Origin of the sequence: Streptomyces viridosporus (assembly GCF_002078235.1) — a bacterium.
In the GTDB taxonomy this organism is placed as follows: Bacteria; Actinomycetota; Actinomycetes; order Streptomycetales; family Streptomycetaceae; genus Streptomyces; species Streptomyces viridosporus.
The window spans coordinates 1-13,280 of the sequence record NZ_MSGP01000125.1 but is presented as its reverse complement, the minus strand read 5'-3'; the positions used below and the strand labels follow the sequence as shown (position 1 = coordinate 13,280).

Genomic DNA, 13,280 nt, shown 5'->3' with positions numbered 1-13,280 from the left:
CCTGGAGGCGGCCGGCCGCCTGCGCAACGCCGGCGTCCGCGTCCTCGGCCACATCGACGCCGCGTACGGTCGGCGCGGCTTCGGCGAGGTGGTCTCGGACGCCCACCGGTTCCTTGACTGGTACCAGGTCGACGGCTTCCTCCTGGACCGCTGCCCCGCCGACCGCGCCGGGCTTCCCGGCGTCCGGCGCGCCGTCACCACGCTCCGGGTGATCCGTGACGACGCCCACATCGTCCTCGGCCACGGCACCCACCCGCACCCCGGATACGCCGAGAGCGCCGACCAACTGGTCACCTTCTCCGGTGCCTGGAGCGACTACCGCTGGTCGCAGGCGGCGGAGTGGACCGCCGACCACCCGCCCGAGCGCTTCTGCCACTTCGTGCACGGAGTGCCCGGACCGCATCTGGAGGAGGCCCTGCGCATCGCCCGCTGGCAGGGTGCCGCGACGATCTACTTCACCGACCACACGGGCCGCGGCGGCCGCACCGACCCCTGGGAACCGCTGCCCGGCTACTGGGACGACATCGTCTCGTGCATCGGGACGGGTGTCTCGGAATGAAAAAGGCCGTGGCAGTGTTGATCGGAGAACAACCGTAGTGATTGACCGACCAACGGAGTCCCCGTGTCGTTGCCACCCCTGGTCGAGCCGGCCCCCGAGCTCACCGTAGACGAGGTCCGCAGGTACTCCCGCCACCTGATCATCCCCGATGTGGGGATGGACGGGCAGAAGCGGCTGAAGAACGCCAAGGTGCTCTTTGTGGGCGCCGGTGGCCTGGGTTCGCCGGGGCTGATGTACATGGCCGCCGCGGGCGTGGGCACCCTCGGCATCGTGGAGTTCGACGAGGTCGACGAGTCGAACCTGCAGCGCCAGGTCATCCACAGCCAGTCCGACATCGGCCGCCCCAAGGCGGAGTCCGCGCGTGACACGATCAAGGGCATCAACCCGTACGTGAACGTGGTCCTGCACGAGGAGCGGCTCGAGGCCGACAACGTGAAGGACATCTTCAGCCAGTACGACCTGATCGTCGACGGCACGGACAACTTCGCGACCCGCTACCTGGTCAACGACGCCTGCGTGCTGCTGAACAAGCCGTACGTGTGGGGCTCGATCTACCGCTTCGACGGCCAGGCCTCGGTCTTCTGGTCCGAGCACGGCCCCTGCTACCGCTGCCTGTACCCGGAGCCCCCGCCCCCCGGCATGGTCCCGTCCTGCGCCGAGGGCGGCGTCCTGGGCGTGCTGTGCGCGTCCATCGGCTCCATCCAGGCCAACGAGGCCATCAAGCTCCTCGCGGGCATCGGTGAGCCCCTCGTCGGCCGCCTGATGATCTACGACGCCCTGGAGATGCAGTACCGCCAGGTCAAGGTCCGCAAGGACCCCGACTGCGCGATCTGCGGCGAGAACCCGACCGTCACCGAGCTCATCGACTACGAGGCCTTCTGCGGCGTCGTGTCCGAGGAGGCCCAGGCGGCGGCCGTCGACTCCACGATCACGCCCAAGCAGCTCAAGGAGTGGATCGACGAGGGCGAGAACCTCGAACTCATCGACGTCCGTGAGCCGAACGAGTTCGAGATCGTGTCCATCCCGGGCGCCCGCCTGATCCCCAAGAACGAGTTCCTCATGGGCAACGCCCTGGAGAGCCTGCCGCAGGACAAGAAGATCGTCCTGAACTGCAAGACGGGTGTCCGCAGTGCGGAAGTCCTCGCGGTCCTCAAGTCCGCGGGCTTCTCCGACGCCGTCCACGTCGGCGGCGGCGTGATCGGCTGGGTCAACCAGATCGAGCCGGAGAAGCCGGTCTACTGATCACCGGCCCGGCTGACCAGCCAGACTGACGAAGCCCACGGCTCTGACCAGTTCAGATGCCGTGGGCTTCTGTCGTTGTTGGTCGACATTGGCTGACTTTGGACGGCCCGGAGATGGCCCGGAGGTCAGCCACGAGAAGTCCCGCCGGTTGCTCGACGGCTCCAGGGTCACTGCACCCAGCAGATGAGCCAAGCTTCAATAGCAGCACGAGACCTCTTACCGACTGTGGTGATTCCTGTGGTACGCAAGGTAGTCACGTCCTATCAGATGACCTGACGCCTCCCTGAGATGCCCGGGGGAACTCTCAGAAGAATGATCGGTGACGATCAAGTCGTCAGAAACGCTCAGCATGCCGAAGTCGAAAAGGACGTGATGATTGGGGCACAGGCAAAGCACGTTGGCTGCAATATCAGGACCGGAATGAGGGTGCCCCAGGGGGCGAATGTGGGCTGCTTCACTGTAGGCCCCTTTAGAGGTGGTGAGTCGAATGCCGCATATTTGGCAAGTGTGATCATGAATCCGCTTGACATAGTCTGCCACGACAGTGCTTCGAATTATGCGCTGCGTGGTTACCTCGGCACGCGACGGAGACTCTTGCCCGGCTGGCTCGCTAGGGGATTGAGTCGGTGAAGGGTCTTTGGGTTCTTCGACTGTCTCCACAGTGGGGTCGACTTTTTGAATTTTGCGATACTCTTCCCATCCTGCTTCGGTCAGCGTCCAAATTCCTCGCGATACGCTAGCTGGAACTAGGAGCTTCGCTCTTTCCATGTTTTTCCGTTCGAACCTAGTCCTGTTCCACCATTTAGACTCATCACCTCTTTTCGTGAGGGTCCAATCCTCCTCAGAAAGTAGCGCTCCGTAGTGTTGCTCCATCGCCTTGAGCGCGCGGGCCGTGGGTACGCTGCCACCTAGCTCCCCCAGCATGGTCAAAAGCCACTCCCGAAGGACCTGCTGAGGGGTCAACTCTGATGCCATAGTGAGATCTTAGGGCGCAGACGCGGTTCTTCCAGATCGCTCGGCGCGCCCTAGACCACAGGGATGCGAGGTCCGTCACCTCAGTGGCCTCTGTCATCGCTGGCCAACCTTGCACTGCCCGGAGACGGACAAGGGCTTCTCGGCCGCCGTGATCACTTTTTCGTACGGGCGGAGCTGCGGGCTGGCAGAGCCGACCGAGCCAGGGGCTAGTTTCCGGCAACCCGCTTGTGGTGAACTGGTCGGATGAGTGGCGCTTTGACAAGCCTCGTGGCGGTTGCAGGGACCTTACTTGGATCTTTCCTTACATTTCTTTTCCAGCGAAAGACGGCGGACCGTGCCGAAGCCTTCACCTGGAGACGGCTGACCCGAGAAGAACGCCTGACCGCCTACAGTAGCTTTGCCGAAGCTGTCGTCGCCTACCGTCGAGCGCAGTACGACCCGTTCCATCGAGGAATCGAAGATCGAGACAGTCCGGCGTTTGTCGACGCAAAGACGGAGTCGTACCACCGCCGCATGATCGCGCAGCAAGCTCTATTCCGGGTTCAGCTTGTTACTGAGGATCCAGGTCCTGTTCAGCTCGCAGAAAGAGCGCTTGAAGCCACCAGGTTGATTGCAGAGGCGACGGACAGGCCAAGCCTGGAGGATGGCGTTGAACGGGCCAAGCAGGCACTCAACGACTTCGTGCTCGGGGCGGGTGAATACATTCGTACCTGAACTAGTTCGCCATCCGTTCACGCCACGGTGTGGCCTCTTCAAGCTGCACCTGCCCGCTATCTTTACCCACCACTCACCCTGGCTCCCCTCCCGTCCGCCGTCGACCCACACACCGTGGAGCGGGCGTGGTTCCTGGCGTCCAGGTGGAGCGCGCCACTGTACGAACGACTGTGAGGATGATCTGGCACCGCTCGGCGGCCTGACCCACCGAACGATTGACGCTTCGGGCTGTCCTTTCCAGGAATCGTCGGCCGGCTGGGCGGTGTCGCTCTGCACGCGGCCGGTCGAGCGCCTGTGACCTCATAGGAGCCCGGCCACAGGTCCCATCACAGTCTTGTCCTGACGCCCGACCGGCCCGTGCGATCCCTCGCGCATCGCACGGAAGGACAGCAGTACGCAGCATGGCAGATCAGATCGCGGTAGTCGGCGGCGTGGACACCCATACCGACTTCCACCAGGCGGCGGTGATCGACACCGTTGGCCGGCACCTGGCTACCGCTCCGTTCCCCACCACCCCCGACGGCTACCGCCGCCTGCTGGAGTGGATGCGCTTGCACGGTGACGTGCTCACCGTCGGGGTTGAGGGGACCGGCGCCTACGGTTCCGAACTCGCCCGGTTCCTTCGGGCGAACGAGGTGACCGTGGTCGACGTCGACCGCCCTGACCGCAAGGCCCGGCGGGTCAATGGAAAGTCCGATCCCGTCGATGCCTACGCCGCCGCGACCGCCGTCCTGTCCGGCCGCGCGCACGGCCGGCCGAAGACCCGCGACGGCATCGTGGAGGCCATCCGGTCCCTGCGGGTGGTCCGCCGCTCGGCCATCAAGTCCCGCACCCAGACGATCAACCAGATCCGCACGCTCATCGTCTCCGCCCCCGCCGAGGTCCGGGAACGCCTGCGCGGCCTGCCCACCTACCAGTTGATTGCGCAGCTTGCCCGTTCTCGCCCCGGCGCGGACCTCGCCGACCCGACCTGCGCAGTGCGAACCGCACTGCGGCGTCTGGCCCGCCGCTACCAGCACCTCACCGAGGAGATAGCCGAGGCCGACGCCGAACTCGACCCCTTGGTCGCACAAGCGGCTCCCGGGCTGGTGGATCTGATCGGTGTGGGCACCGAGACGGCCGCCCAACTCCTGATCACCGCAGGTGACAATCCCGACCGGCTGAAGTCCGAAGCCTCCTTCGCCCACCTCTGCGGAGCAGCCCCCGTCTCCGCCAGTTCCGGCCGGACCAACCGCCACCGCCTCAACCGCGGCGGCGACCGCCAGGCTAACCACGCCCTCTACACGATCGCCCTCGTGCGGATGCGCTACGACCCCCGCACCCGGCTCTACGTCGCGCGACGCACTGCCGAAGGGATGTCCAAGAAGGACATCTTCCGCTGCCTCAAACGCTTCATCGCACGAGAGGTCTACAAGTACCTGACCAGCATGAATATCCCACAGCTACACCTCCTACAAGCCGCTTGACGATCTATAGGAGCTTCCTGGACGCCAGGGGCCGCGTCTGCTCGGCTCTGCCTGGGTCGACGGCGGACGGGATGGGAGCCCCCACGCACGCCACTACGGGCCCGCAGCCGGGAACGGCGCCCCCTCCATCCCGGTGCCGGCCGATCCCCCGCCGGAGGCATCATTTTGTGCCCGCGGATGACGTCCCGCCCTTGCCCGCTTGCACGCAGCGCGCCGCCGGGCGGGGCCGCCGCTGGCGAAGACAGGGCGGCGGCCCCGCCGACAAGGCGGCGCGCGCCCGCGCCGTGCGCGGGCTTGATGAAGTAGGGAAAGTTCTACCGCGCTCTGATCACAGGGCGAATGGCTTGTATACCATGGCTCGATCGGCGACCTCTTCGGCAGTCGGAGGAGGCTCGAGTGCCCAGAAGATGTAGTCACTGGCGTGGGGGCAGGCGGTCTCACGTTCCAGGGCGGCGATCATCGCATCGCACTCCGCGTCATCCGCGTAGTCGGCGTCCATGATCCGCTGGGCAAGGTGGATTGCTTCCTCACGGTTCATGCAGCTCGGCTGTCGGGCTTTAGAGGGCATTTGATCTAGGCGTATTGCCCTGTATGCCCTAGTGGGTTCCTCGCCAGGTTGGTGTGCTCTCGTCCGTAATGCGCTTGGCGAGGTTGTCGATCGAGGCGATATGGATCATCGCCTCGGAGCTGGCCGTGAGCGTCTCGTAGTCGCGGGCGAGGCGGCGGTGCATCATGAGCCAACCGATACTCCGCTCCACTACCCAGCGCCTTTTCACGACGCGGAAGCCGCGCTTTCCTGGATTGCGGTTGACGACTTCGACGTCGATTCCGAGGCGGGCCCCGTGCTCGACGACGGCGTTCTTGAAGCCGGTGTCGACCCAGCTTTTCGCGATGGTCGGGTAGGTCTCTTTCGCCTGGCCGAGGAGGCGCATTCCCAGGGCGTTCTCGGAGAGGCCGGCGCCGGCGACGGTCACGGCGAGGAGGAGGCCGATCGTGTCGGTCAGGATGCCCCGCTTCCGGCCCACGATCTTCTTCGCGGCGTCCGTTCCCTGGCTGGTCACGGGCACGTTGGTGGAGGTCTTGACGCTCTGAGTGTCGATGACGGAGGCGGTCGGCTCGGGCTTGCGGCCTTCCTTTACGCGGGCCAGGCCGGTCAGGTCGTCATTGAGCCGGGCGAGGATTCCCTCGTCCCGCCAGGCGGCGTAGTAGAAGTAAACGGTGCCGTGGCCCGGGAAGTCGTGCGGCAGGTATTTCCAGGGGATTCCCGTGCGGTTCAGGTAGAGAAGTGCGTCGAACACGTCGCGCAAGTCGACTTTGGCTGGCTGTCCTGTTGGCCGACGTTCGAGGCGGGCGTTTCGCCAGGCCGCCGGGGTCGGCTCGATCAGAGCCCATCGGGCGTCGGACAGGTCGCTGGGGTACGGCTTGCGCTCGCTCACAGCACAGCGTGATCATGGCCGTGGCGGAGGGGTGAGTTCCGCCGCAAATCGGGCGGTTCCGTGGCATTTTCAAATCAGACGGGTTTCCGAGCGTAGAACCACATGAGGCGGACAGCCGAGTGCTCGTCCCTGCAGGGAACGGATCACCTCTAGTTGGCGAAGAGGCCCAAAGTGGGTCATGGGTAAAGCGGGCATACCGGAAGAGCCCTATGTAAACGCCCACTGAGTGCGGACGGAGGGCAGGTTTGTGGCGTCGGGGCCGTCCGCCGAGTACAGCCTGAACAGTTCCGCGGCCATGACGGTGCAGGACTCGCCGTCGACGACGATGTGGTCGACCACGCATCCGACGAGGTGCAGCACCGGGGTGATCCGCACGCACGACAGCCGCACCAGCGGCCCGGTCGCCAGGTCGAACGGCGCTGCGGCGGCCTCGGCAACCAGTACTTGGGCCTGCCGCAGCCCTGCGTCCGGAGCGTCGGACGTAACCTGCTCGACGTGGAAGCTGGTGTCCCGGGGCGGACGCAACTCCGCTGTGCCGCCCGTGCCATTGGGTTGCTCCGGGAAGACGAGGCGGAGGCTCTCGTGCCGCTGCTGCAGGGTTAGGAAGGCATGCCGCAGCCGTCCCGGGTCCAGTGCGCCCTCCACGAGGCAGCCGAACGTCAGCACGTTGTTCTGGAGATGCACGTGCCGCCCGGTGGCCAGTCGTTCTTCCTGGGTGAAGGAGGCGTGCAGGGCGGCGTCCCGGTCGGCCTCGACCATCTTCATCGCGTACACGACATTCCTTCCTGCGTGGCGAGCATGTCGGCCAGGTCGGGTGGGCATGTCCGTCCTTGCCCAGCGGCGAGCAGGGCCTCGTGGGACGGCCGCAGAAACTCGGGGTCGAAGCCCGCCGCCTGCCACTGCTCGTAGCGGACCCCGAAGCCGAGCCGGCACCACAGCCGGGCGTTGTGCTCCTCATGCCGGCCGGCGGGTTCGAGCAGGACGAGGGGCGTGGCGGACCAGAGGGAGTCCAGGAGGGTGCCGCCGCCCGGTTTGCTGACCATGGCCGCCGCCTGGCGGGCCAGGTCGAAGGAGGCGTGGTGCGCGGTGCCGCGCCGGTACCGCACTGAGCCGGGATCTTCACCCGGGTGGAGGCGGCCGAGGGGCGGGTAGCCGTCGTCGTGCCAGGGATGCCAGGACGGGTCCATTAGGTACGCGTGGGTGTCCTGCGGCGCGGTCACCGCCTCATCCGGCTCGTGGACGACGAGGTCGAGGGTGTGCCCGGCGGCGGCGAGGTCGGCGGCGCGTTCACGGTAGGTGCCCATGCCCCAGCCTCCGCCGTGGACGAGGAGCCGCCCACTGCGTTCGGCCCACGGCACCGGCGCCCGGCGGGTGACCGGGATGGTGCAGGGCAGATTGCCCGTGGCCCACGAGGCGAGCCTCACCACCTGCGCGTCGGCGGTCACGGGACCGGCGCGGCGGAACGACGGCGACTCCACGGAGTCGACATGGCAGACGGTCACCCGCGGCAACGGCAGGCCCATGCCGGACAGCCGTGCGAGCGGGCCCGTCCAGAAGCCGGAGAACACCACCACACGCTGGACCCCGAGGGCCGTCCAGCGCCGGTGCAGCTCCTCCAGCGCGGCGTCGTCGACTGCGGAGGAGGGGTCGGCGGCGAGCTGCTGGCCCGCCCGGGCCGCGCGGAAGTCCCGGTGGAACATGGTCCGGGAGGCCTCGATGCTGCGCAGCCGGCCGGCGGGGAGCAGCCTCTCGACCACCTCCACGGCGGCTTCTGCGCCGCGCTCACGCAGTCGTGAGGCGAGCAGCAGGCCGGGCACATGGACGCCAAGCGCTACACCCGAAGTGAGGAGGGCGATCACGGCTGGCCGGCCAGGGCCGAGGCCACCGCATCGAGGCTCGCCGTCAGGTGCTTCCCCACAGTTCGGCGGGTCCAGGCGAGCTGCTCGGGAGAATAACGGCGGGGTACCGCCTCGACGAGCATGATGAGGTACAGATAGCAACGGTACAGGTCGAGCCGCAGGCGCACGGCGTCCGTGAAAGCCACCTCGCCGCCAGCCTCGGCGTAGCCGGTCAGGAAGGCGTCGTCGCGCTCGATGTCGTCGAAGAGCGCGAGGGAGACGAACTCGGCTACCGGGTCGCCCCAGAACATCCGCTCCGCGTCGATCACTCCGGCGAGGGTCCTGGCGCCCGGGTCGCCGTCCAGAAGCAGGTTGCCCTGCCAGAGATCGAAGTGGACGAGGGCGGGCCGGGTGACGTCGGTCAGCACCTCTCCGGCTTCCGCAAGCAGCTCCCGTACCCGTGCCGTGGGCCTGGGCAGTTCGACGCCGTGGTGCTCGGCGTCGTCCAGGACGGCGCCGGTCATGGCGGTGAAGGCGCTCCGCCAGTCGGCCGCGGGCGGTCCGAACGGCCGGGCGGGATAGCCGTACTCTGGACCAGTGAGGGAGTGCAGCCGGGCGACGACGCGGCCCAGCTCCTGCCGCAGGGTCGTCCGTTCTCCCGCCGTGAGGGAGGTGTCGACCTCGCTCCAGGCTACGCCGGGGCATTCGGTCATCACGATGCCTGACACCACGGGCGGGCTGCCACCAGCCTCCACGTGCACCAGCTGCGGTACCGGTACGCCCGATACGTTCCGCGCCGCCCGGAAGAACTCCGCCTCGCCTCGCAGCAGATCGTGCTCGTACCGCAGCGCCGACCCGCTGCCTGCGGCCGGTGGCCGTTTAACCACCCAGCGCCGCCCGTCCCGCAGTACAAGCCGCAGCAGGGAGTTGTACGTGCCGCCGGTCATCGGCGCGCATGCCGCCACCTCCGCCGGCGTGACCTGGACCGCCGCGAGCAAGGCGGTGACCGCCGGGTCGAAGTCCTCAGGGCTCATGTGTGCTCCTTGTCGAGAGCGGCGGCACGGATCTCCCGCCGCGCCGTACGGTGAATGTGCTCCATGATGCGGATCCGGTCGCGCGTCGCCGCCGACTCGGCGCCCCAGTGTCCGGCCCGGCCGCTCAACAGCTCCGCGAAGTCCCCCAGGACGGCACTCCAGTGGTACTCCTCCTTGGCCGCGAGCGAATCGAGGAAGGTCGCGAGGTAGTCGACCGGCCGCGATTGCAAGTGCCGGTCCAACAGCTTGCGGAACTCCGCGATCGTGTCGGCGCAGTCCGCCAGCAGATCGTCGCAGCCGTGGTGTCCTGCCGCGCGTCGCAGGACCGCTCCGGCCAGTCCACGCGCCCGTGCGCTCCTCGCGGCGAGACGCACCAGGCGCGGCAGGGCGGCAAAGCCGGCGGGGAAGACGAGGTCGTGTTCGAGGACCAGCCGGTAACCCAGTTCCTCCCATGCTTCGGCGTTGTCCTCGAGCTCCACCCGTTCCAGAAGCGCGGGGACGCGATCGACATCCCCGTAGCAGTCGTGCATCTGCGTCCAGTTCACCACCTGGGCATTAGGGCGCGTATTGGGTTGTGATCAAACTGCGGGACTTGCTCTCGTGACGGTGCCCGATCCGGTAGGCCGTTCTGCATGAAGCGAGTGCAACTGACAGACGCAGAGTGGGAGTTCATCGAGCCGTACCTGCCAATTGGCGAGTACGGCCCGTACCCGGAGCGGCTGCGGCAGCAGTTCGAGGGCGTGATCTGGCGGTTCAGGACCGGCGGGCAGTGGCGGAAGATGCCGACCGAGTTCGGTGCCTGGTCGACCGTCTCCAACCGCTTCCGGCAGTGGCGTGACGCCGGCGTCTTCGAGGCCCTGCTGGAGGGCCTGATCACGGAAGCCGCGAAGCGGGGCGCGGTGGACTTGTCCCTGGTCAGCGTGGACTCCACCACCGCCAGGGCCCACCATGATGCTGCCGGGACACACCTCCGTGCCGACACGCTCACCGCCCTGGAGAAGGCCGCTGCCGAGGAGGAGAAGGCCCGGCAAAGGGGGGCGGGCCGGAGGAACAAGTCGGGCGGGACGCCGGAGACGACCCGGCACGAGAGGAACGGCGACGCATCCGGCGTCGCTCCTCCTGCTCGGGATCTGCTGTGACGTCCTGCCCGCTTTGTTCTTCGAGGCTGCCCCCTTTGACCTGGTCTTCTCTGCCTCGGCCGCGGCCTTCTCCAGTGCGCTGAGGACGTCTTCGCCCAGGTGCACCCCGGCGGCATCGTGGTGTGCCCGCGCGGTCGTGGAGTCGACACCGACCAGGGACAGATCGATCTCACCCCGCTGCGCCGCTTTCGCGATCAGGCCCTCCAGCAGGGCCTCGAAGACGCCGGCGTCACGCCACTGCCGGAAGCGGTTGGAGACGGTCGACCAGGCACCGAACTCCTGCGGCATCTTCCGCCACTGCCCGCCGGTCCTGAACCGCCAGATCACACCCTCGAACTGCTGCCGCAGCCGCTCCGGGTACGGGCCGTACTCGCCGATCGGCAGGTACGGCACGATGAACTCCCACTCTGCGTCCGTCAGTTGCACTCGCGTCACACAAGAAGATCTACCGGACCAGGCCCCGCCGCGAGAGCGAATACCGCAACTTGATCACGACTCGATACGCGCCCTAGTACTCCAGCTGTAGATCGTGATCTTCATGCCTGGGATGCGGCTTGTCGCCGGTAATGGCTGATGCGGGACCGGGCTTGATGGCGGCGTCGCCAGTCGGACCAGCCGAGCCGGTGGGCTGCGTCGTGGACCGGCCGGATGACGAGCGTGACGAACAGGCGCTGGATCTCGTTGCAGGACAGCGGGACCAGCCCGTCCGGGGCAGGGTTGCGGGCGTGTTCGTCGGCGCAGACGACGGCGAGGAAGGCGTGGGCGAGCATGGCGAGGGTGACCCAGCGGGCCCAGGAGGGGTAGCGGCGGACCTGGTGCTCGTCGAGCCCGGCCAGCCCCTTTTCGGTCTGGGAGGTCTCTTCCACCCGCCACCTGGATCCGGCGACCCGCACCAGCTCGGTCAGCGGCACCGGTTGGGGCAAGAAGCAGCGGTAGTAGGCGAGTTCGCTGGTGGCGCGGTTGCGGCGGATGAGCAGCTGGTGGTGGCCCGGGCGGGGGTCGGCCAGGTCGATGACCGCCCAGTCGTAGAAGCGGTGCCCCTTCGCGCCGCGACCGGCCGACAGCTTCTGCCAGGCCCGCTTCGGCACCCGCTTGACCAGGCGGTCTGTCCGGAACTTTCCTGCTTGGGCAGGGACTTCGGTCGAGCAGGCCACCGCGAGGACATAGCCGATGCCGCGTTCCTCCAGCGCCAGCCGTAGTGTCGGGTTGCCGCCGTAGACCTCATCCCCGGTGACCCAGCCCACCTGGTGTCCGGCGTCCAGGAACCGTTCGATCATCGTGCGGGCCAGGTCCGGCTTGGTCGCGAAGACGGTCTCCTCGCCGAGTCCCGCGGCCCGGCAGCGGTCCGGGTCGCACGTCCAGGAGCGCGGGAGGTACAGCTCCCGGTCCACCGCCGCGTGTCCCCGCTCGCCGGCGTAGACGAGGTAGACCGCGACCTGGGAGTTCTCGATCCGTCCGGCCGTGCCGGTGTACTGGCGTTGGACCCCGACTGTGTGGGCGCCTTTCTTCAGGTCGCCGGTCTCGTCGACGACCAGCACCGCTACCTTGTCGTGGAGGTGCTCGACGACGTATTCGCGCGCGTCGTCGCGGACGGCATCGGCATCCCAGACGGCCTGGCAGAGCAGGTGCTGCATGCCGTGCGGGCCGGCCTCCCCGGCCCACTCCGCGATCGTCCAGCAGTTCTTACGCGGCAGGTCCGACAGCAGACCCAGTACCAACCGCCCGGCTCGTAGGCGGGGTTCAACCCGGACGAACCGGCCCGCGATCCGGCCCATTGCTCCTTCGAAAGCCTCCCGCCAGCGGGCGGGATCTATGCTGTGACCTGCGACCACCGTCTCATCGTTAGTCCACACAACTTGCGATGATCAACAGTGGCCGCACCCGTCTCCGCACCGGCCCCACTGTCCTGCGTCAGCCAGCCTCAGCAGCGCCCATCGAAGGTTGGCTGCCTCGAAGAATGGCCTTCTCGGAGCGCGCGAAGCTCAGGCGTTCCACCACTCATCGGTGGCACAGCCGACCTCGTAGTGCCACCACCCATCCTCTTGTCCTTGGGTCAGGAGCGCCTTGGTCCCGTGGAAATCGCCACCGGCCGGTGCGTTGAAGGCCACCATCGGGAAGTCTTCACTGAAGACCTCGCCACCGAGCCCGAACCTCGAAAGATGCTGATGAACTGCCTGAGGGCTGCCCCCCAGCGGGCCGGAAGGAACAGGCACCACGCGAATCGTGCAGTTGCCGGAGGCGCTGACCCGCTCCACGGCCCAGTGGAGCCCTTCCGAGTCGGTCTGGAACCGCACAACGTCACCCTCAGCCACCCCATCCTGAAGAAAGGGGACGTTCTGTACACGAGCCGTGTCAGCGCTGAGCCTCGTAGCCCATAGACCCTCGGTGTCCTGCGGGAACCACCCCTCGCGAGGAACAAGCCGGAACCAGACCTTGATCTTCTCGACCGTGCTCTCCATGCCAGGCATCATGCGTTACCCGCCAAAGGCACGTCGCATCGGGCCTGAGCTGGGCGATCAATCTTCGCTGGCACGAGAGAGCCAGTAGACCAGGTTTCGCTGGCACGTGCTCAAGGTTCGCTGCCACCGGACGCCCATCAGTAAGATCACGATCTACAGCTGGAGTACTAGGCATCGAAGAGACCGCGCGGATCGTCAACGAGACCGGGCCCCGCTGGGCCGCCATGGGCCTCCTCGCGCCCACCTACGAGATGTCCGCCCAGATCGCCGACCTGCTCGACCCGTCCATCGCTCTGATGGTGGGCGGGCACCACGCCAAGGCCATGCCGGACCGCATCCTCCCCTCCCTGAAGAGAGGGGAGGATGTCAATGACGTCGTGATTACGGACAAGAACCGGCTGGACCGCCCGGGCCCCAC

Annotated in this window: 13 protein-coding genes and 3 pseudogenes; 6 read left to right on the top strand and 10 right to left on the bottom strand. The window is 67.2% G+C overall.

Annotation, left to right across the window (positions count from 1 at the left end):
• On the top strand, positions 1-559 hold a 559-nt coding region (locus B7L92_RS09515; RefSeq protein ID WP_081236993.1), incomplete at its 5' end, for a spherulation-specific family 4 protein.
• Between the two features lie 63 nt (positions 560-622).
• The gene (gene moeZ / locus B7L92_RS09510) at positions 623-1,801 is read left to right on the top strand and encodes an adenylyltransferase/sulfurtransferase MoeZ (protein WP_004983689.1); all 1,179 of its coding nucleotides are present in this window, start codon (positions 623-625) and stop codon (positions 1,799-1,801) included.
• 216 nt (positions 1,802-2,017) lie between these two features.
• On the opposite strand, the gene B7L92_RS43640 is transcribed toward moeZ, so the two are convergent.
• Positions 2,018-2,725, bottom strand: a complete 708-nt coding sequence (locus B7L92_RS43640) for an HNH endonuclease (protein WP_368656236.1) — start codon at positions 2,723-2,725, stop codon at positions 2,018-2,020.
• 306 nt (positions 2,726-3,031) lie between these two features.
• On the opposite strand from B7L92_RS43640, the gene kilB reads away from it, so the two are divergent.
• Positions 3,032-3,490, top strand: coding sequence for a plasmid transfer protein KilB (gene kilB, locus B7L92_RS40225; RefSeq protein WP_143626275.1), 459 nt, complete (start codon positions 3,032-3,034; stop codon positions 3,488-3,490).
• Positions 3,491-3,891: 401 nt separating this feature from the next.
• Positions 3,892-4,956, top strand: coding sequence for an IS110 family RNA-guided transposase (locus B7L92_RS09500; RefSeq protein WP_081236990.1), 1,065 nt, complete (start codon positions 3,892-3,894; stop codon positions 4,954-4,956).
• A gap of 328 nt (positions 4,957-5,284) precedes the next feature.
• Here B7L92_RS09500 and B7L92_RS09495 read toward each other — a convergent pair whose 3' ends face one another.
• From B7L92_RS09495 to B7L92_RS42160, 6 genes are all read right to left on the bottom strand, one after another.
• Complete coding sequence (locus B7L92_RS09495; protein WP_081236989.1) at positions 5,285-5,494, bottom strand: hypothetical protein; 210 nt, start codon at positions 5,492-5,494, stop codon at positions 5,285-5,287.
• 58 nt (positions 5,495-5,552) lie between these two features.
• On the bottom strand, positions 5,553-6,392 hold the full coding sequence (locus tag B7L92_RS09490; RefSeq protein WP_081236988.1) for an IS5 family transposase: 840 nt from the start codon (positions 6,390-6,392) through the stop codon (positions 5,553-5,555).
• A gap of 207 nt (positions 6,393-6,599) precedes the next feature.
• The gene (locus B7L92_RS09485) at positions 6,600-7,157 is read right to left on the bottom strand and encodes a condensation domain-containing protein (RefSeq protein WP_255310842.1); all 558 of its coding nucleotides are present in this window, start codon (positions 7,155-7,157) and stop codon (positions 6,600-6,602) included.
• Positions 7,154-8,155: a glycosyltransferase family protein gene (locus B7L92_RS09480; protein WP_255310841.1), complete on the bottom strand. Its 1,002-nt coding sequence runs from the start codon at positions 8,153-8,155 to the stop codon at positions 7,154-7,156. The genes B7L92_RS09485 and B7L92_RS09480 overlap by 4 nt, the downstream gene beginning before the upstream one ends.
• A gap of 92 nt (positions 8,156-8,247) precedes the next feature.
• Positions 8,248-9,264: a phosphotransferase family protein gene (locus B7L92_RS09475; protein WP_004993503.1), complete on the bottom strand. Its 1,017-nt coding sequence runs from the start codon at positions 9,262-9,264 to the stop codon at positions 8,248-8,250.
• Positions 9,261-9,812, bottom strand: coding sequence for a hypothetical protein (locus B7L92_RS42160; RefSeq protein WP_255310840.1), 552 nt, complete (start codon positions 9,810-9,812; stop codon positions 9,261-9,263). The genes B7L92_RS09475 and B7L92_RS42160 overlap by 4 nt, the downstream gene beginning before the upstream one ends.
• Positions 9,813-9,896: 84 nt before the next feature.
• On the opposite strand from B7L92_RS42160, the pseudogene B7L92_RS09465 reads away from it, so the two are divergent.
• Positions 9,897-10,378: pseudogene (locus B7L92_RS09465) on the top strand (transposase); the annotation flags it as partial.
• A 244-nt stretch (positions 10,379-10,622) separates the two neighbouring features.
• On the opposite strand, the pseudogene B7L92_RS43850 reads toward B7L92_RS09465, so the two are convergent.
• From B7L92_RS43850 to B7L92_RS09450, 3 genes and pseudogenes are all read right to left on the bottom strand, one after another.
• Positions 10,623-10,829: pseudogene (locus B7L92_RS43850) on the bottom strand (transposase); the annotation flags it as partial.
• Positions 10,830-10,939: 110 nt separating this feature from the next.
• Positions 10,940-12,178, bottom strand: coding sequence for an IS701 family transposase (locus B7L92_RS09455; protein WP_081236983.1), 1,239 nt, complete (start codon positions 12,176-12,178; stop codon positions 10,940-10,942).
• Between the two features lie 207 nt (positions 12,179-12,385).
• Positions 12,386-12,862: a DUF4265 domain-containing protein gene (locus tag B7L92_RS09450; protein ID WP_255310839.1), complete on the bottom strand. Its 477-nt coding sequence runs from the start codon at positions 12,860-12,862 to the stop codon at positions 12,386-12,388.
• A 224-nt stretch (positions 12,863-13,086) separates the two neighbouring features.
• Here B7L92_RS09450 and B7L92_RS42150 point away from each other — a divergent pair.
• A pseudogene (locus tag B7L92_RS42150) lies at positions 13,087-13,280 on the top strand (B12-binding domain-containing radical SAM protein); the annotation flags it as partial.

Coding starts and splice junctions, on each gene's coding strand:
- B7L92_RS09475 (WP_004993503.1), bottom strand. CDS start 9,264: ATGAGCCCTGAGGACTTCGACCCGGCGGTCACCGCCTTGCTCGCGGCG.
- B7L92_RS09450 (WP_255310839.1), bottom strand. CDS start 12,862: ATGGAGAGCACGGTCGAGAAGATCAAGGTCTGGTTCCGGCTTGTTCCT.
- B7L92_RS09485 (WP_255310842.1), bottom strand. CDS start 7,157: ATGAAGATGGTCGAGGCCGACCGGGACGCCGCCCTGCACGCCTCCTTC.
- B7L92_RS09500 (WP_081236990.1), top strand. CDS start 3,892: ATGGCAGATCAGATCGCGGTAGTCGGCGGCGTGGACACCCATACCGAC.
- B7L92_RS09455 (WP_081236983.1), bottom strand. CDS start 12,178: ATGGGCCGGATCGCGGGCCGGTTCGTCCGGGTTGAACCCCGCCTACGA.
- B7L92_RS43640 (WP_368656236.1), bottom strand. CDS start 2,725: ATGCTGGGGGAGCTAGGTGGCAGCGTACCCACGGCCCGCGCGCTCAAG.
- B7L92_RS09495 (WP_081236989.1), bottom strand. CDS start 5,494: ATGAACCGTGAGGAAGCAATCCACCTTGCCCAGCGGATCATGGACGCC.